This window comes from Enterobacter sp. BNK-16 (assembly GCF_048684955.1).
In the GTDB taxonomy this organism is placed as follows: domain Bacteria; phylum Pseudomonadota; class Gammaproteobacteria; order Enterobacterales; family Enterobacteriaceae; genus Enterobacter; species Enterobacter bugandensis.
In genome coordinates this window covers 4602099-4619922 of sequence record NZ_JBLQTQ010000001.1, presented here as the reverse complement: position 1 = coordinate 4619922, position 17824 = coordinate 4602099, and the positions used below count along the sequence as shown (strand labels likewise).

General features: G+C 57.4%; 15 protein-coding genes. 9 read left to right on the top strand and 6 right to left on the bottom strand.

All coding sequences use genetic code 11. The features are described from left to right. Positions 1 to 121 precede the first annotated feature (121 nt). From dapA to ypfH, 6 genes are all read left to right on the top strand, one after another. Positions 122 to 1000: a 4-hydroxy-tetrahydrodipicolinate synthase gene (dapA, locus tag ACMGGH_RS22180; protein ID WP_028014021.1), complete on the top strand. Its 879-nt coding sequence runs from the start codon at positions 122 to 124 to the stop codon at positions 998 to 1000. 16 nt (positions 1001 to 1016) lie between these two features. Beyond that, positions 1017 to 2051, top strand: coding sequence for an outer membrane protein assembly factor BamC (bamC, locus tag ACMGGH_RS22175; RefSeq protein WP_028014020.1), 1035 nt, complete (start codon positions 1017 to 1019; stop codon positions 2049 to 2051). Positions 2052 to 2160: 109 nt separating this feature from the next. Next, entirely contained in the window at positions 2161 to 2874 is a 714-nt protein-coding gene (purC, locus tag ACMGGH_RS22170; protein ID WP_023332985.1) for a phosphoribosylaminoimidazolesuccinocarboxamide synthase, read from the top strand. Positions 2875 to 2994: 120 nt separating this feature from the next. Then, a complete protein-coding gene (locus ACMGGH_RS22165) occupies positions 2995 to 3861 on the top strand; it encodes a neutral zinc metallopeptidase (protein WP_028014019.1) in 867 nt (288 codons plus the stop codon). Next, entirely contained in the window at positions 3861 to 5807 is a 1947-nt protein-coding gene (locus ACMGGH_RS22160) for a tRNA(Met) cytidine acetyltransferase TmcA (protein ID WP_420299213.1), read from the top strand. The genes ACMGGH_RS22165 and ACMGGH_RS22160 overlap by 1 nt, the downstream gene beginning before the upstream one ends. 73 nt (positions 5808 to 5880) lie before the next feature. Beyond that, positions 5881 to 6576 (top strand): esterase, encoded by a 696-nt coding sequence (ypfH, locus tag ACMGGH_RS22155; RefSeq protein WP_232948912.1) that lies wholly within the window; start codon positions 5881 to 5883, stop codon positions 6574 to 6576. 38 nt (positions 6577 to 6614) lie between these two features. On the opposite strand, the gene ACMGGH_RS22150 is transcribed toward ypfH, so the two are convergent. The 3 genes from ACMGGH_RS22150 to ACMGGH_RS22140 are packed head-to-tail and all read right to left on the bottom strand — an operon-like array spanning position 6615 to position 8324. After that, positions 6615 to 6812 (bottom strand): YpfN family protein, encoded by a 198-nt coding sequence (locus tag ACMGGH_RS22150; RefSeq protein ID WP_013098222.1) that lies wholly within the window; start codon positions 6810 to 6812, stop codon positions 6615 to 6617. 24 nt (positions 6813 to 6836) lie between these two features. Next, positions 6837 to 7964 carry a succinyl-diaminopimelate desuccinylase gene (dapE, locus tag ACMGGH_RS22145; RefSeq protein WP_028014016.1) on the bottom strand — a complete coding sequence of 376 codons (1128 nt, stop codon included), beginning with the start codon at positions 7962 to 7964 and terminating at the stop codon, positions 6837 to 6839. 3 nt (positions 7965 to 7967) lie between these two features. Continuing rightward, positions 7968 to 8324, bottom strand: a complete 357-nt coding sequence (locus ACMGGH_RS22140; RefSeq protein ID WP_045261161.1) for an ArsC family reductase — start codon at positions 8322 to 8324, stop codon at positions 7968 to 7970. A gap of 387 nt (positions 8325 to 8711) precedes the next feature. Here ACMGGH_RS22140 and ypfM point away from each other — a divergent pair, with 387 nt between their 5' ends. Next, positions 8712 to 8771 carry a protein YpfM gene (gene ypfM, locus ACMGGH_RS22135; RefSeq protein ID WP_015572204.1) on the top strand — a complete coding sequence of 20 codons (60 nt, stop codon included), beginning with the start codon at positions 8712 to 8714 and terminating at the stop codon, positions 8769 to 8771. Between the two features lie 109 nt (positions 8772 to 8880). Here ypfM and acrD read toward each other — a convergent pair whose 3' ends face one another. After that, a complete protein-coding gene (gene acrD / locus ACMGGH_RS22130; protein WP_045631020.1) occupies positions 8881 to 11994 on the bottom strand; it encodes a multidrug efflux RND transporter permease AcrD in 3114 nt (1037 codons plus the stop codon). 142 nt (positions 11995 to 12136) lie between these two features. Then, positions 12137 to 13831, bottom strand: coding sequence for a nitrate/nitrite two-component system sensor histidine kinase NarQ (gene narQ, locus ACMGGH_RS22125; protein WP_232948911.1), 1695 nt, complete (start codon positions 13829 to 13831; stop codon positions 12137 to 12139). 236 nt (positions 13832 to 14067) lie between these two features. On the opposite strand from narQ, the gene nudK reads away from it, so the two are divergent. Further along, on the top strand, positions 14068 to 14658 hold the full coding sequence (gene nudK, locus ACMGGH_RS22120; protein ID WP_041908784.1) for a GDP-mannose pyrophosphatase NudK: 591 nt from the start codon (positions 14068 to 14070) through the stop codon (positions 14656 to 14658). Positions 14659 to 14767: 109 nt separating this feature from the next. After that, on the top strand, positions 14768 to 15811 hold the full coding sequence (locus ACMGGH_RS22115; protein ID WP_041908786.1) for a DUF1176 domain-containing protein: 1044 nt from the start codon (positions 14768 to 14770) through the stop codon (positions 15809 to 15811). 23 nt (positions 15812 to 15834) lie between these two features. On the opposite strand, the gene tkt is transcribed toward ACMGGH_RS22115, so the two are convergent. Then, positions 15835 to 17823: a transketolase gene (gene tkt / locus ACMGGH_RS22110; protein WP_028014010.1), complete on the bottom strand. Its 1989-nt coding sequence runs from the start codon at positions 17821 to 17823 to the stop codon at positions 15835 to 15837. Between the last annotated feature and the right edge of the window lies 1 nt (position 17824).

Sequence of the window (17824 nt, the reverse complement as noted above, 5' to 3'; positions counted from 1 at the left end):
AGTCTTCCTAAGGAAAGCATAAAAAAAACGTGCATACAACCGCCAGAGGGCCTCAGGTCGCTTGCTTTTATTACAGTTCCAAACGTACCATTGAGGCTCTTGTTCGCACAGAGGATGGCTCATGTTCACGGGAAGTATTGTCGCGCTTGTTACACCGATGGATGAAAAAGGTAATGTCTGCCGGTCCAGCATGAAAAAGCTGATTGATTACCATGTCGCCAATGGAACCTCGGCGATCGTTTCGGTAGGGACTACCGGTGAATCTGCAACGCTGAGCCACGAAGAGCACGGCGATGTGGTTATGCTGACCCTGGAACTGGCTGACGGACGTATTCCGGTCATTGCGGGGACAGGTGCTAATGCGACCGCAGAAGCGATCAGCCTGACCAAACGTTTTAACGACAGCGGCATCGTGGGCTGTCTGACGGTCACCCCTTACTACAACCGTCCTACTCAGGAAGGTTTGTTCCAGCACTTCAAAGCCATCGCTGAACATACTGACTTGCCACAAATTCTGTATAATGTGCCGTCACGTACCGGCTGCGATATGCTGCCGGAAACCGTTGGTCGTCTCTCGGAAGTAAAAAATATTATCGGTATTAAAGAGGCGACAGGGAACTTAAGCCGCGTTCATCAGATCAAAGAGCTGGTTTCAGACGACTTTATCCTGTTGAGTGGTGATGATGCGACCTCGCTGGACTTTATGCAGCTTGGTGGTCATGGCGTGATCTCCGTAACGGCGAACGTTGCGGCGCGCGATATGGCTGAAATGTGCAAACTGGCCGCAGCCGGTCACTATAATGAAGCGCGTGTCATTAATCAGCGTCTGATGCCGTTGCACAATAAATTATTTGTCGAACCCAATCCGATCCCAGTGAAATGGGCGTGTAAGGAGTTGGGGCTTGTAGCATCCGATACGCTGCGTTTGCCAATGACACCGATTACCGACCACGGTCGCGACATCGTCAGGGCAGCGCTGAAGCATGCCGGTTTGCTGTAAAGTTTAGGGAGATTTGATGGCTTATTCAGTACAGAAGTCGCGCCTGGCGAAGGTTGCGAGTGTTTCGCTTGTTATGCTGCTCGCTGCCTGTAGTTCAGACTCGCGCTACAAGCGCCAGGTGAGCGGTGATGAATCCTATCTGGATGCGACCCCGCTTGCTGAACTTCATGCACCGGCTGGTATGATCCTGCCGATTCAAAACGGCGATTATAATATTCCCGTGACCAACGGCAGCGGCCTGGTTGGTAAAGCGCTTGATATTCGTCCGCCAGCACAGCCTCTGGCGCTGGTAAGCGGGGCGCGTACCCAGTTCACCGGTGACACGGCGTCTCTGCTGGTTGAAAGCGCGCGCGGAAGCAATCTGTGGCCACAGGTCGTCAGCGTTATTCAGGCGAAGAATTACACCATTGATAAGCGCGATGACGCCAGCCAGACGTTAACCACCGACTGGATCGAGTGGAACCGTCTTGATGAAGATCAGCAGTACCGTGGACGCTATCAGGTCTCCGTGAAACCACAGGGTTACCAGCAGGCAGTTAACGTTAAGCTGTTGAACCTGGAGCAGGCGGGTAAACCGGTTGCGGATGCCGCCTCTATGCAGCGTTACAGCACTGAAATGCTGAACGTGATCGCCGCAGGTCTGGATAAGACCGCTACCGATGCCGCCAACGCCGCGCAGAACCGTAACGGCGTCACTTACGACGTTCAGAGCGGCGCGGATGACACCGGCCTGCCAATGCTGGTGGTGCGTGCACCGTTTAACCAGACCTGGCAGCGCCTGCCAGCGACGCTGGAAAAAGTGGGCATGAAAGTGACCGACAGCACCCGTTCAACCGGCAGCATGACGGCGACCTATAAGCCGCTGTCCGACAGCGCGTGGCAGGAGCTGGGCGCCAAAGATCCTCAGCTTGCCTCCGGTGATTACAAGATTCAGGTAGGTGACCTCGATAACCGCAGCAGCCTGCAGTTTATCGATCCAAAAGGTCACACGCTGACCCAGGCGCAGAACGATGCGCTGGTCGCTGTCTTCCAGGCAGCATTCAGCAAATAAATAGGAGGGCGGGTTAATCCCGCCCTTTTTATTTTCGTGCTACGCAAACGTGTGCGTGGCATAATATACCCCGTTTTGAACGCAAATTATCACACCAGGAGTAATGAAGATGCAGAAGCAAGCTGAGTTGTATCGTGGCAAAGCGAAGACCGTATACAGCACGGAGAACCCGGATCTGTTGGTGCTCGAGTTCCGCAATGATACGTCAGCAGGGGATGGCGCCCGTATTGAGCAGTTCGATCGTAAAGGCATGGTGAACAACAAGTTCAACCACTTCATTATGACCAAACTGGCCGAAGCGGGTATCCCGACCCAGATGGAAGCGTTGCTGTCCGATACGGAATGTCTGGTGAAAAAACTGGATATGGTTCCGGTTGAGTGCGTGATTCGTAACCGTGCGGCAGGCTCCCTGGTGAAGCGTCTGGGCATTGAAGAAGGTATCGAGCTGAATCCACCGCTGTTCGACCTGTTCCTGAAAAACGATGCCATGCACGACCCAATGGTCAACGAATCCTACTGCGAAACCTTCGGCTGGGTGAGCAAAGAGAACCTGGCGCGCATGCAGGAACTGACCTACAAAGCCAACGACGTGCTGAAAAAGCTGTTTGATGACGCGGGCCTGATCCTCGTCGACTTCAAGCTGGAGTTTGGTCTGTTCAAAGGTGAAGTGGTGCTGGGCGACGAGTTCTCCCCGGACGGCAGCCGCCTGTGGGATAAAGAAACCCTGGATAAAATGGACAAAGACCGTTTCCGTCAGAGCCTGGGTGGCCTGATTGAAGCCTACGAGGCGGTAGCTCACCGTTTAGGCGTTAAGCTCGACTAAGTCCCTCAGTTGCCAAAGGATGTTCGCATCCTTTGGCGTCTTACCTTTGTTTCCTATGGTAATCTTGCCGTTAACCGCCTACGATCATAGCTATTATTAATGGAATAGTTCGAGGTGGTTATGCGCTGGCAAGGGCGTCGTGAAAGTGACAATGTAGAAGACAGACGCAGTGATGGTGGCGGCGGTCCTTCAATGGGCGGGCCCGGCTTCCGCTTACCCAGCGGCAAGGGCGGTATCATCCTGCTGATTGTGGTGCTGGTCGCAGGGTATTACGGCGTCGACCTCACCGGTCTGATGACCGGTCAACCGCTACAGCAGCAACAGTCTCAGCACTCCATCAGCCCGAATGAAGATGAAGCGGCCAAATTTACCTCCGTTATTCTCGCCACAACTGAAGACACCTGGAGTCAGCAGTTCGAGAAGATGGGGCGCACCTACCAGCAGCCGAAGCTGGTGATGTACCGGGGCGCAACCCGCACCGGATGCGGTACCGGGCAATCTGTTATGGGGCCGTTCTATTGCCCGGCAGACGGCACCGTCTATATCGATCTCTCTTTTTACGATGACATGAAACGCAAGCTTGGCGCTGACGGTGATTTTGCTCAGGGCTACGTTATCGCGCATGAAGTCGGCCATCACGTGCAAAAGCTGCTGGGGATTGAGCCCAAAGTGCGCCAGCTGCAGCAGAACGCGTCTCAGGCCGAAGTGAACCGCCTTTCCGTCAAAATGGAACTGCAGGCGGACTGCTTCGCGGGCGTCTGGGGCCACAGCATGCAGCAGCAGGGCGTGCTGGAATCCGGGGATCTTGAAGAGGCATTAAACGCGGCTGAGGCCATCGGCGACGACCGTTTGCAGCAGCAGAGCCAGGGTCATGTCGTGCCGGACAGTTTCACTCACGGTACGTCACAGCAGCGCTACAGCTGGTTCAAGCGCGGCTTTGACAGCGGCGATCCGGCCCAGTGTAATACCTTCGGCAAAGCCATGTGATGGTGTCGTTTGAACATCTGACGCGAGAGCTTGAGCGTACCGGGCACCGCCGTCTGGTGGTGCTCACTGGCGATGAACAATGGACGTTGAGCCAGGCGGCTGGCCTGCGTGATGCCTTGCCGGGAGACTGGCTGTGGCTGGAGGAGAATCCCTCAAAAGCCGTTAGCGGGATGCTGGGGCGCGAATACCTGCACGCCGTTTTTGATGCGCGTGCCGGGTTTGATGTTTCAGCCTTTGCCGCACTCAGCGGGACGCTGCGCGCCGGAAGCCTGCTGGTGCTGCTGGTGCCGCCTCTCGCTGACTGGGCCGACAGGCCCGACGGCGATTCCGTGCGCTGGAGCGACAGCGCGGAACCCATCGCCACCCCGCGCTTCGTTCACCATTTTTGCCGGACGCTTGCCGCCGATGCGGATGCGATCGTCTGGCAACAGCACCGTCCTCTCTCTCTTCCCGCTGCGCCGGATTCGCCCGCCTGGCAGCCAGCCAGCGGCGAGCCGCAGCGCGAGCAGGCGGAGATCCTCGACGCGCTTCTGACCATGCCTGCGGGCGTCGCTGCCGTGACGGCACCGCGGGGGCGCGGAAAGTCAGCCCTCGCGGGGATGCTGCTCAACAGCATTCAGGGGAGTGCGGTGGTCACTGCACCGGCCAAAGGGGCAACGGATGTCATTGCGCGCTTCGCTGGCGAGCGTTTTCACTTTATGGCCCCGGATGCGCTGCTGGCCTCCACGACAGAAGCCGACTGGCTGATTGTTGATGAAGCCGCAGCCATCCCCGGCCCGCTGCTGGACAAGCTGGTGTCGCGCTTTCCCCGCGTATTGCTGACCACCACGGTCCAGGGTTATGAAGGCACGGGCAGGGGGTTTCTGCTTAAGTTCTGCGCCCGGTTCAGCGGGCTGCGGCGCTATACCTTAACCACCCCCATTCGCTGGGCGGCCGGGTGTCCGCTTGAGCGGATAGTGGCGAATACGCTGCTGTTTGACGACGTGCTTATTGACCGCAAACCGGAAGGTGATGTGCGTATACGGTTGCTGGAGCCGCAGATGTGGGAGAGCGACCCGGCGCGCGTGGCAAGCGTGTATGAACTGCTGTGTGCCGCGCACTACCGGACGTCCCCGCTCGATTTACGCCGGATGATGGACGCCCCCGGCCAGCACTTTGCGGTTGCACACGCGGGTGCGGATATGGCGGGCGCGCTCTGGCTGGTGGAAGAGGGGGGATTACCCCCCGATCTGAGCCGCGCGGTGTGGGCGGGCTTTCGTCGTCCTCGCGGGAACCTTGTGGCGCAGTCACTGGCGGCGCACGGCGGGTCGCCTCTTGCGGCGACGCTGAAGGGGCGGCGGATTAGCCGCATTGCGGTGCATCCCCACCGTCAACGGGAAGGCATCGGCCAGCGGCTTATTCGCAGCGTCAGCGGTGAAGATTATCTCTCGGTAAGTTTTGGCTATACCGACGAGCTGTGGCGTTTCTGGCGGCAGTGCGGCTTTGTGCTGGTGCGAATGGGCAGCCATCGGGAAGCCAGCAGCGGGTGCTACACGGCGATGGCCTTACTGCCGCATAGCGAGGCCGGGCACCACCTGTGCGCGCAGGAGCACCAGCGCCTGTGTCGTGATATGCGCGTTCTTTCAGCCTGGAACGGCGAAAAGATCCCGGTGACCGATGCCTGGGAAGCTACCCTTAATAGTGACGACTGGCTGGAGCTGGCGGGGTTTGCCTTTGCGCACCGGGCATTTTCAACCTCGGTTGCTGCCCTGACGCGGCTGGTGTTTGCTACAGACATGCCGCTCCCGGCGCTGCGCGGGAAAATAGAGGGTAAGACGGAGGAGAAGGGGCGAAAAGCGCTACTGGCTAAACTGCGGAGTGAAACCGCGCAAGCGCTTGAGAGCCTTGATTATTCCCGCTGCCAGCAGCTGAAAGCCGACATTTTGCAATGGCAATTTTTTCAATGACTTCTTCAGTAAAGTGGCATGGTCATTACCCCGCAGAGGCGTAAAATCCTGCTCATCAATTAAGGAGACCGCCATGAAACACGACCATTTTGTTGTTCAAAGCCCTGACAAACCGGCTAAACAGTTACTGCTCCTGTTTCATGGCGTGGGCGATAATGCCGTCAATATGGGACAGATTGGCCGCTGGTTTGCGCCCGTTTTTCCGGAAGCATTGATCGTCAGCATCGGCGGCGTGGAGCCGTGCGGTCCAGACGGACGGCAGTGGTTCCCGGTTCAGGCCGTGACGGAGGAGAACCGTCAGGCGCGCATTGATGCGATCATGCCCACGTTTATCGACATCGTGCGCTACTGGCAGCAGCAGAGCGGCGTAGGCGCTGACGCAACGGCGCTGATTGGCTTCTCGCAGGGGTCAATCATGTCGCTGGAAAGCGTAAAAGCGCAGCCCGGTCTGGCTTCACGCGTCATCGCTTTTAACGGGCGTTATGCAACGCTACCGACAAGCGCGACCACGCAGACCACCATCCATCTCATTCACGGTGGTGAAGATCGGGTGATTGAGCTTTCGCATGCGGTAGCTGCCCAGGAAGCGCTGGTGCGTGAGGGCGGGGATGTGACGCTGGATATTGTTGACGATCTGGGCCACGCGATCGACGACCGCAGCATGCAGTTTGCGCTCGACCATCTGCGCTATACCGTGCCGAAGCACTACTTTGATGAAGCGCTCAGCGGCGGTAAGCCGAATGATGATGATATTGTTGAATTTATGTGAGGTTATCCCCTCTCCACAGGAGAGGGGATACAGACCGATTACTTCTTCTGGTCTTTCTTCGGCCAGTCGTCGTCATCGTCCCACTTGTCGTTAAAATCACGGTGCGGCGGGAGATCCGGCTTATTCGCGAGAAACTTTTTGTGGTCAACGCGCTTAAGGTCTTTAATCACGTTCAGCAGTACGCCGACCAGAAACACCAGCACCAGAATCCACCAGTACTTTGCAAGCCAATCCATTCGCTATTCCTCTCTGAGCGCTCGTCAGGCGACGAGTTGCTCCATAATACGTTGATACATGCGGGCCAGCAGTTGTAAATCGGCTGCGTTCACACACTCGTTGATTTTGTGAATCGTCGCGTTAACCGGACCCAGTTCGACAACCTGTGCACCCATGCGGGCGATAAAGCGTCCGTCTGAGGTGCCGCCCGTCGTCAGCAGCTGCGGCTTAATTTCATTATAGTGCTCAATGGCGTTCACCACCGCATCCACCAGCTTGCCGCGCTGCGTCAGGAACGGCTGGCCGGAAAGCCACCAGTCAACGGTGTAGCGCAGGTTGTATTTTTCCAGCAGAGCGACAACGCGCGCTTTGATCGTCTCGTCGGTCAGTTCGGTACTGAAGCGGAAGTTGAACTGGACGAAGAAATCTCCCGGGATGACGTTGTTACTGCCGGTTCCGGCCTTGACGTTGGCGATCTGCATGCTGGTCGGCGGGAAGAACTCGTTGCCTTTATCCCACTCGATGCCTACCAGTTCGTTCAGCATTGGCGCGGCGCGGTGGACCGGGTTATCGGCCAGATGCGGGTAAGCCACATGCCCCTGAACCCCATGTATGGTCAGGTTACAGGTCAGCGAGCCGCGGCGACCATTTTTGACGACATCACCCACCACTTCGGTACTGGACGGCTCGCCGACCAGACAGTAGTCAAGACGTTCATTGCGCGCCATCAGCGCCTCAACGACCTTCACGGTACCGTTATGGGCGCTGGCTTCTTCATCGGAGGTGATCAAGAACGCGAGACGGTTTTTGTGGTTCGGATGCTGAGCCACAAAGCGCTCTGCCGCCACAACCATCGCCGCCAGCGAGCCTTTCATGTCTGCCGCGCCGCGGCCGAAGAGCATGCCATCGCGGATGGTCGGCTCAAACGGCGGATTAATCCAGCGATCAGCGTCACCCGCGGGAACGACGTCAGTGTGCCCGGCAAAGGCCAGCGTTTCGCCCTGGCCACGCCACGCCCAGAAGTTCTGGGTGTCGCCAAAATCCATGCGCTCAACGGTAAAACCGATGGCGCGCAGGCGCTCAATCATTAATGCCTGACAACCTGCGTCGTCCGGGCTAAGGGAGGGACGGCGAATAAGCTGTTGAGTCAGCTCAATGACCGGGCATGACATACACTACACCTCTACGAAAAAGTCAGAATAAAGGGTTTCACTGAAACCCAGCAGCATAGGCTGACCTGGCTTGCAGAGCAATGGGCGTTTGATAATTGCCGGCATGTCGAGCATTAACTTTGCCGCGCTGTCAGCGTCAACGATGCTGGCGCGCACGGATTCGTCCAGCTTACGCCAGGTGGTGCCGCGGGTATTCAGCAGCGCTTCCCATCCCAGTTCGTTAATGGCGGTATGCAGAAATTCTGCATCAAGCCCGTCGGCACGATAATCGTGGAAGCGGTACTCGACGTTATTAGTTTCCAGCCAGCGGCGTGCTTTTTTGATGGTGTCGCAATTTTTAATGCCGTACATCACAACCATGTTGAATCCTTTTGCTCTTATGGCGATTAAACGTTCAGTAAATTCGAAGATATATCTTTAGGTGGAATATAACACACTCAAGAATGCTCTGGATTTACACTTCTTCTTAATTCAACTCACACTTGTACGCTGAATATACTTTCACCATTTAAGCATAGATGTCCACCGTGTTTAAATTCTGAATAAACTCAGCGCGTAAAATAAAACTCACCCGTTCGTAGGGTTATTTCAAAATATTGCTGGTCGTCACACAAAATTTAAACTCCTCCATTCATATTTATCATAAATCCCCAACGGTGGCGGGGTACAATCACAGTGATTGGTTAAACAGTCTTCACAATGATGATACGTTTTCGTAGAATGCGCATAATAATAAGAGAGGTTGTTATGATTGAACGTGAACTGGGGAACTGGAAAGATTTTATCGAAGGCATGCTTCGTAAATGACATTCAGTAAGAATTGCAAGAGCACTAAAATAAGTAAAATAACCATAGTGTGAATTAATCACACAATAAAAAGGCGGCCGATTAAGCCGCCTTTTTTTATGACTGCGGGTTATTCCTGTCGCTCCCGGAGCGGGAAGCGACGACGCACCAGCACAAAGAACAGCGGCACAAAATAAATCGCCAGGATGGTGGCCGAAATCATCCCCCCCATGACGCCGGTACCCACCGCATGCTGGCTGCTTGAGCCTGCACCCGTGCTGGTTGCCATCGGCAGTACGCCAAAAATAAACGCCAGTGAGGTCATCAGGATCGGACGTAGGCGCTGGCGGCAGGCGTGCAGCGTGGCGGCCATCAGCTCGTGGCCTTTGGCATTCATCTCGTTGGCAAACTCAACGATCAGAATGGCGTTTTTCGCCGACAAGCCGATCACCGTAAGTAGCCCCACCTGGAAGTAAACGTCGTTCTCCAGGCCGCGCAGCCAGGTCGCCAGCAGCGCACCGATAACCCCAAGCGGCACCACCAGCATGACCGAGAACGGAACCGACCAGCTCTCATACAGCGCGGCAAGGCAGAGGAAGACCACCAGCAAAGAAAGCGCATAGAGGGCAGGGGCCTGCGCCCCGGAGAGGCGTTCCTGGTAAGACATGGCCGTCCATTCCAGACCAAAACCGGCAGGCAACTGCTGCACCAGTTTTTCCATGGTGTCCATGGCGGTACCGGTGCTGACGCCCGGCGCGGCTTCCCCGACGATCTCAACTGCGGAATAGCCGTTATAGCGCTCCAGACGCGGCGAACCGCTCTCCCAGCGCGACGTGGCAAAGGCGGAGAAGGGGACCATTCCGCCAGAATTATTGCGTACAAACCAGCGGTTAATATCATCCGGCAACATGCGGAACGGCGCGGCTGCCTGGACATACACTTTTTTCACGCGGCCGCGATCCATAAAGTCATTTACGTAGCTTGAGCCCCATGCGGTTTGCAGGGTGTCGTTGATATCGTCGATCGACACGCCCAGCGCCTGCGCCTTACGCTGGTCGATATCCACCTGAAGCTGCGGGCTGTCGTCAAGACCGTTGTGACGAACGCGGGTCAGGCCGGGATCTTTCCCTGCTAGTTCTAGCAGCTTATCGCGCGCGGCCATCAGGGCCGAGTGGCCCGCGCCGGCGTGATCCTGTAGCTCCATATCAAAACCGGCGGAACTGCCCAGGCCGCTGATTGCGGGCGGGCTGCTGGCAAAGACGCGCGCCTCTTTAATGCGGGCAAACGCTTTGGTTGCGCGTTCAATGATGGCGAACGAGGTTCCCGTTCTGGCATCGCGTTCGTCCCAGTCTTTCAAGCGAACAAACATGCGGGCGACGTTCTGCCCGTTCCCGCCCGGGCCGGAGCCGACGGTAGAGAAGACCGAAACAACGTTATTTTTCTCTTTGGTGAAGAAGTACTGCTCAACGTTCTGAACCACCTTTAGCGTCTGCTGCTGGGTGGATCCGCTCGGGAGCTGCACCGAGGTGATGAACATCCCCCGGTCTTCCTGCGGCAGGAACGAGGTGGGAAGATGCAGGAACAGCCACACCATGCCGCCCAGCAGCACAACGTAAATCATCATCCAGCGCAGGCTGCGGTGTAGCACTTTGCCGACGGCAGATTCATACCGCTCGGCGTTGCGGTTGAACATGCGGTTAAACCAGCCGAAGAACCCTTTCTGGCCGTGATGTTCCCCTTTGTGCAGCGGCTTAAGGAGGGTGGCGCAGAGCGCGGGGGTGAGGATCAGCGCCACCAGCACGGAGAGCACCATCGCCGAGACGATGGTGATTGAGAACTGACGGTAAATCGCCCCGGTTGTACCGCCAAAGAAGGCCATCGGGATAAAGACCGCCGACAGCACCATCGCGATACCGACCAACGCCCCCTGAATTTGTCCCATCGATTTACGCGTCGCCTGACGCGGGGAAAGCCCCTCTTCGCTCATGATGCGCTCGACGTTTTCGACTACCACAATGGCATCGTCCACCAGCAGGCCAATCGCCAGCACCATGGCAAACATCGTCAGGGTGTTGATGCTGTAGCCGAACGCGTAAAGCACCGCAAAGGTGCCCAGCAGCACCACCGGGACGGCAATGGTGGGGATCAGCGTGGCGCGGAAGTTTTGCAGGAACAGGTACATCACCAGGAACACCAGGGCGATCGCTTCCAGCAGGGTTTTGACTACGTCCTCAATCGAGGCTTTAACGAAGGAGGTGGTTTCATAGGCGACCTTGTACTCCAGCCCGTGCGGGAAATACTGCGACAGCTCATCCAGACGGTCCAATACCAGCTTCGCCGTCGCCATTTCGTTTGCGCCGGAGGCCAGCTTAATTCCCAGTCCAGAGGCCGGGTTGCCGTTAAAGCGGCTCAGGTAATCGTATTTCTCCGCACCCATTTCCACCTTAGCAACGTCGCCCAGACGCACTTCTGAACCATCCTGATTCACGCGCAGGGTGATGTTGCGGAACTGGTCCGGGGTCTGAAGCAGAGATTGCGAATTAATGGTGGCGTTCAGGGCCTGTTTATCGACGGAAGGCGTGCCTCCCAGTTGCCCCACGGCAATTTGGGCGTTCTGTGCTTTGATGGCGTCCGTCACGTCGGTTGCCGTCATCTGATAGCTGTTCAGCTTGTTGGGATCGAGCCAGATACGCATCGAGTACTGTGAGCCGTAGGCGTCGATATCCCCCACGCCGTTAATACGGCTGAGCGGGTCCTGAATATTACTGGCGACGTAGTCCGCAATGTCCTGTTTATCCATTGAGCCATCGGTGGAGACAAACGCGATGGTCAGAATGTTGGTATCACCGGTTTTACGCACGGTGACGCCCTGGTTCTGCACGGCCTGGGGCAATTTACGCATGGCCGACTGCAGCTGGTTTTGTACCTGCTGCACCGCTTCGTCCGGGTCGGTGCCCGCCTCAAAGCTCAGGGTAACCGTAGCCTGTCCCGTGGCGCTGCTTTGGGAGGACATGTACATCAGATTATCCAGACCCGTCATGTTCTGCTCGATAACCTGCGTCACGGTATTTTCCAGCGTTTGTGCGGACGCGCCGGGGTAGTTTGCTGTGACACGCACGTTAGGCGGTGCCAGATCGGGATATTGCTCAACGGGAAGAGAAGTAATCGCCAGGACACCTGTCAGACACAACAGGATGGCAAGCACCCAGGCAAAAATGGGGCGATCGATGAAAAAATTCGCCATGAAAGTGTGACCTCGTTTTGCTGCACGTCATTATTGTTTATTGCCCGCATCACTTTAGCGGTAAGGCCCAGGCCAAACGTGGAGAAATAAAGGAGATAATGTAAATTATCATGCGCTTTTCCCGGCGCTTCCCCCTTTACCGTTATTTACCTGTTAACGGCGCGGGTGCGGGGAACGTCACGCTGACCTGCGTACCGCCGTTTTGCGGCTGGGAGAAGTGCAGCATTCCGCCGAGCCGTTGCGCGCGTTCTCGCATAATGTTCAGCCCGTAGTGTCCCGGCGGCTCGCTGGCCTCGCCAATCCCGATGCCGTTGTCGCGAATGCTGACGCTGTGCGTGCCGTCCACGGCGGTCACGCAGCTGACGGTGATCTCGCTGGCCTGCGCGTGCTTAATCGCATTCAGGACGGCCTCCCGCACGATCTGCAGCAAATGCACCTGCTTCTGCGCGTCAAGCGCCAGGGTGGAGAGGCGGCAGTCGAGGTGCAGCTTCGCCTGCGTCTGGCTCTGCAGGGCATCGAGAGACTCCTGCAGCGCCGCGGGTAAATTCGCATGGTTTAGCGTCAGGCGGAAGGTGGTCAGCAGCTCGCGCAGTTGCTGCCAGGCGTTGTTCAGCTCGCGGGAGAAGTCGGTGATGATCGTCTGCGCGGAGGCATTTTCCGCCGGCACGGCGTGTTTAAACAGCGTGAGCTGGATCCGCAGATAGGAGAGTACCTGCGCCAGCGAATCATGCAGCTCGCGGGCGATGGTGGCGCGCTCCTCCATCAGCAGCAGCTGCTGGTAATGCTTCTGCGCCTGGTTAAAGTACAGCCCACGTCCGAGCATGGTCGCCACGCTTCTCATCAGCGGAAGAGGAACGCTGCCCGTCTCGCTTTGCCAGCGCAGCTCGCCGTAGAGGGTATCCTGCATCAGCACCGGCAGGGTTTGCAGAGAAATGCCGCTCACCTCTGTTCCTTCACACAGCCGCCAGTCGTCGCTGGTGCGTAGCTCCAGGTAATTCATCTGCGTGTATTCATGCACAATCTGCAAAATATGCCGGAAGCACAGGCTGTCTATCTGCCCGGTATTCAGCGCCTGGGAGCATTTGAACAGCATGTCGAGCTGCTGGTGGGCTTCATGCAAATGCCGCGTCTTTTCCGCGACGGAGGCTTCGAGCGACCGATAGAGAGTATGTAGCTCGCCCGACATATGGTTGAAGGCGCGGGAGAGCTGGCCCAGCTCGTTGGGGAGCGCGGTGTCCGGCGCCGGGGTGGTAAATTCCCCTCGCTCAATGCGTTCGCTGGCGGCCACCAGGTTGTTCAGCGGCAACACCACCTGGCGACGGATGCGCCGCAGGGTAAACAGCGTCAGCAGCAGGATCCCGAGCGCGCCAGCCAGAGAGAGGAGGGTCACCGTCTGGATTTTATTTTCGGTGTAGTGCTGGAGGGCGAGCACAAAGGCATCAATGCGGCCGACAAAATCCTCAATGTGAGCGTCATACCATGCGCTGTCGCCGCGGGCGATGTGCTTGTCCATGTCCAGCCAGGCCACATGCAGTTGCTGATAGCGCGCCTTGACGTTGTCCGGGACGTACCAGCGGTTCAGCTTCTCCAGGGAAGGCGCGCTTAACGTTCGCTGCCAGTTCTCACGATGCGCCATAAGGGAGGGGCTGTTGCGCTGCATCTCGTAGCCGAGGCGGTAGCTCTGCATGCGCAGCGAGCCCGCAATGTTGATAGCTTCGGCGTCACGCTGGCTGCTGGCAAGCGTCAGCAGCGCGACGGTGCTGGTCAGCACGGACAGGGCAATGATCGAAAAGAAAGCCCAGGCAAGGCTTCCGGAAACGGGGCGTTTAACGGTCACGGAACGGATCTCTGCATAAAATGGCTCAGCCACAGGTCATGGGCAGTTGTACATTGCCTGATAACGCGGTAGCGAGCAAATAGCTTATTCATACTAAAGATAAGGTTATTGATCCAAAAGCCGCTTTGGGCATTAACCTGAAATCTGGCGAGAAGTAACGCGCCGCCTGAGCCGACGGACGACAAAGCGGGCTTCACGGAGTAGTATAAACAGACTCATTTAGCCGTGGAGCCCGTATGTCCCTGAACATTACCGTTATCAAAGACAAAATCCTTTCTGAAAATTACTTTGTCCTGCGTAACATCACTTACGATTTAACCCGTAAGAACGGTGACGTGATTCGCCACAAACGCGAAGTCTACGACCGGGGCAATGGCGCAACCATTCTGCTGTATAACCGTGAAAAGCAAAGCGTAGTGCTGATTCGCCAGTTTCGGGTCGCGACCTGGGTCAACGGCAATGCGGACGGGCGCCTGATTGAAACCTGCGCCGGCCTGCTTGATGACGATGAGCCGGAAGTCTGCATCCGCAAGGAGGCCGTTGAGGAGACCGGTTTTGAAGTGGGCGAGGTGCAAAAAGTCTTTGAGCTTTTCATGTCCCCTGGCGGGGTGACCGAGCTGGTCCATTTCTTCATTGCGGAATACACCGATGCCCAGCGCACGCATCGCGGCGGCGGCGTGGAGGATGAAGACATTGAAGTGCTGGAAATGCCTTTCACCCAGGCCGTTGAGATGGTGAAAAGCGGCGAGATCCGCGACGGTAAAGCGGTGATCCTGTTACAGTATCTGCAAACCAGCGGCTTAATGAACCCTAAACCGATGTCGTGATAAGGTGTATTTCAGATAAATCTATCCGATAAATCCGATTGAGCCCGCCCGCCCTGGGCACGAAGATACGCCCCAGATTGACCTTTTCGTTTCCGGGGCTGTGCCATTCATGCGCTACTGCGTTTTGCTTCTCTTCTTTTTCTGCGTGCTACCCGCACCTCTGGTGTGGGCTGCGCCCGCGCAGCAGTCTTTTTCAGACTGGCAGGTTACCTGCAATAACCAGAATTTTTGTGTTGCCCGGAATACCGGCGAGCATCGCGGTCTGGTCATGACGCTGAGCCGTAGCGCAGGCGCAAAAACGGACGCCAGCCTGCGCATCGATCTCGGCGGGCTTTCGGCCCCGCCAGTTAAAGAGCCTGACATTGCCCCGCGCCTGCTGCTCGACAACGTTCCGTTAAAGCTCAATTCGCAGCACTGGCAGTTAACCCCCTGGCATCTCAAAACTGACGATGCGGGTACTATCACCACGTTTCTGAAAACCATTCAGGAAGGGCAGGCGCTTACCCTGCGCGGGGGGAAGCAGACGATCTCGCTGGTCGGTCTGAAGGCGGCGCTGTTGTTTATCGACGCCCAGCAGAAGCGCGTTGGCAGCGAAACGGCATGGATTAAAAAAGGAGATAGCCCGCCGCTGAGCGTGCCTCCAGCACCGGCATTAAAAAAGGTGGCCGTGGTGAACCCGACGCCGACGCCGCTGACGCATAGCGAGCTGAACGATCTGCTGGATTATGGGACGTGGCGGATGAACAACAGCCAGTGCTCGCTGGATCCTAACCGTCGTGAAGTGCGCGTCACTGCATTAACGGATGACAAAGCGCTGTTGATCGTCAGCTGTGAAGCGGGGGCCTATAACACGGTCGATCTGGCGTGGCAGGTCTCGCGTAAAAAACCGTTCGCCGCCCGTAGCGTCAGGTTACGTCTGCCGTTCACCCCCTCCAGCCAGAGCAGCGATATGGAGCTGATGAACGCCCGCTTTGATGAGAAAACGCGCGAGCTGACGACGCTGGCGCTGGGACGCGGTATTGGAGACTGCGGGATCCAGACGCGCTGGCGTTTTGACGGCCAGCGTTTTCGCCTGGTACGCTACGCGGAAGAGCCAAGCTGCGATAGCTGGAATGGGCCAGACGCCTGGCCCACGCTGTGGATCACTCGCTAGTTTTGCCGGATGGCGCTGTCGCACTACAACACGCTCAGCGCTTTCTCCACCACATTCTCAACGGTAAAGCCGAAATACGGGAACAGCTTGTCGGCAGGAGCGGATTCACCGTAACCCCGCATGCCCACAATAGCCCCTTTCAGCCCCACGTACTTATACCAGTAGTCGGCAATACCCGCTTCCACCGCCACGCGCGCCGCAACGCTGGAAGGCAGCACCGATTCCCGATACGCCTCGTCCTGGGCGTCAAAAATATCCGTTGAAGGCAGAGATACCACGCGCACCGCGTGACCTTCGGCGGTCAGCTTCTCCGCCGCTTTCACCGTGATTTCCACCTCGGAACCGGTGGCAATCAGGATCACGTCCGGCTTGCCGCCGCTGTCTTTCAGGATGTACCCGCCGCGGGCAATGTTTTTTACCTGCTCCGGCGTGCGCTCGATCTGCGCCAGGTTCTGGCGCGACAGGATCAGCGCCGTGGGCCCGTTATGACGCTCAACGGCCAGCTTCCAGCCCACCGCCGCTTCCACCTGGTCGCACGGACGCCAGGTGCTGAAGTTTGGCGTCAGGCGCAGGCTTGCCAGCTGCTCTACCGCCTGGTGCGTTGGGCCATCTTCCCCCAGCCCGATGGAGTCGTGGGTGTAGACCATGATCTGCCGGGCCTTCATCAGCGCCGCCATACGCGCCGCGTTTCGGGCGTACTCGACGAACATCAGGAAGGTGGCGGTGTAAGGCACGAAGCCGCCGTGATGGGCGATGCCGTTAGCAATCGCGGTCATCCCGAACTCGCGCACGCCGTAGTGGATATAGTTCCCGGCAATGTCTTCCTTCAGGGATTTAGAGCCTGACCAGATGGTCAGGTTGCTTGGCGCCAGATCCGCCGAGCCGCCGAGCAGCTCAGGCAGGAGAGGGCCAATCGCGTTCAGGGTGTTTTGCGATGCCTTACGGGTAGCGATTTTCGCCGGGTTGGACTGCAGATTTTCAATCAGCGCCTGGGTTTTATCGTCCCAGTCTTCCGGCAGGCCGCCGCTCATGCGGCGTGAAAACTCGGCGGCCAGCTCCGGGTGCGCTTTTTTGTAGGCGGCAAATTTTTCGTTCCAGGCCTGCTGCGCTTTTTCACCCGCTTCGCGGGCATCCCATGCTCTGTAGATCTCTTTCGGGATCTCAAACGGCGGATATTTCCAGCCCAGTTTCTGGCGGGTTAACGCCACTTCCTCTTCGCCCAGCGCAGCGCCGTGCGCCTCTTCTTTGCCCGCTTTGTTCGGCGAGCCGAAGCCAATGGTGGTACGGCAGATAATCAGGGACGGTTTGTCCTTCACGCTCTGCGCTTCCTGAATCGCTTTTTTTACCGCTTCCGGATCGTGGCCGTCAATCTCGTGCACCACGTGCCAGTGATAGGCCTCGAAGCGTTTTGCCGTGTCGTCGGTAAACCAGCCCTCGGTTTCCCCGTCGATGGAGATGCCGTTGTGGTCATAGAAGCCAATCAGCTTGCCGAGCCCCAGCGTGCCCGCCAGCGAGCAGACCTCGTGGGAGATCCCTTCCATCAGGCAGCCGTCGCCCATAAACACGTAGGTGTAGTGATCGACAATCTCGTGGTCGGGCTGGTTGAACTGCGCGGCCAGCGTACGCTCGGCAATTGCCAGGCCGACGGCATTCGCCAGCCCCTGGCCCAGCGGGCCGGTGGTCGTTTCCACGCCCGGCGTATAGCCGATCTCCGGGTGGCCCGGCGTTTTGGAGTGCAGCTGGCGGAAGTTTTTTAACTCCTCAAGCGGCAGGTCGTAGCCGGAAAGGTGCAGCAGGCTGTAGAGCAGCATCGAGGCGTGGCCGTTGGAGAGAATAAAACGGTCGCGGTCGTACCAGGTTGGGTCAGTGGGGTTGTGCTTCAGGAAGTCGTTCCACAGCACTTCGGCAATATCGGCCATCCCCATCGGGGCGCCAGGGTGGCCGGAATTGGCTTTTTGTACGGCATCCATGCTGAGGGCGCGAATGGCGTTGGCGAGCTCTTTACGGGACATA

Bases quoted from the DNA above. Each gene is read 5' to 3' on its own strand.
- dapA (WP_028014021.1), top strand. From the start codon at position 122: ATGTTCACGGGAAGTATTGTCGCGCTTGTTACACCGATGGATGAAAAA.
- bamC (WP_028014020.1), top strand. From the start codon at position 1,017: ATGGCTTATTCAGTACAGAAGTCGCGCCTGGCGAAGGTTGCGAGTGTT.
- purC (WP_023332985.1), top strand. From the start codon at position 2,161: ATGCAGAAGCAAGCTGAGTTGTATCGTGGCAAAGCGAAGACCGTATAC.
- ACMGGH_RS22165 (WP_028014019.1), top strand. From the start codon at position 2,995: ATGCGCTGGCAAGGGCGTCGTGAAAGTGACAATGTAGAAGACAGACGC.
- ACMGGH_RS22160 (WP_420299213.1), top strand. From the start codon at position 3,861: ATGGTGTCGTTTGAACATCTGACGCGAGAGCTTGAGCGTACCGGGCAC.
- ypfH (WP_232948912.1), top strand. From the start codon at position 5,881: ATGAAACACGACCATTTTGTTGTTCAAAGCCCTGACAAACCGGCTAAA.
- ACMGGH_RS22150 (WP_013098222.1), bottom strand. From the start codon at position 6,812: ATGGATTGGCTTGCAAAGTACTGGTGGATTCTGGTGCTGGTGTTTCTG.
- dapE (WP_028014016.1), bottom strand. From the start codon at position 7,964: ATGTCATGCCCGGTCATTGAGCTGACTCAACAGCTTATTCGCCGTCCC.
- ACMGGH_RS22140 (WP_045261161.1), bottom strand. From the start codon at position 8,324: ATGGTTGTGATGTACGGCATTAAAAATTGCGACACCATCAAAAAAGCA.
- acrD (WP_045631020.1), bottom strand. From the start codon at position 11,994: ATGGCGAATTTTTTCATCGATCGCCCCATTTTTGCCTGGGTGCTTGCC.
- nudK (WP_041908784.1), top strand. From the start codon at position 14,068: ATGTCCCTGAACATTACCGTTATCAAAGACAAAATCCTTTCTGAAAAT.
- ACMGGH_RS22115 (WP_041908786.1), top strand. From the start codon at position 14,768: ATGCGCTACTGCGTTTTGCTTCTCTTCTTTTTCTGCGTGCTACCCGCA.
- tkt (WP_028014010.1), bottom strand. From the start codon at position 17,823: ATGTCCCGTAAAGAGCTCGCCAACGCCATTCGCGCCCTCAGCATGGAT.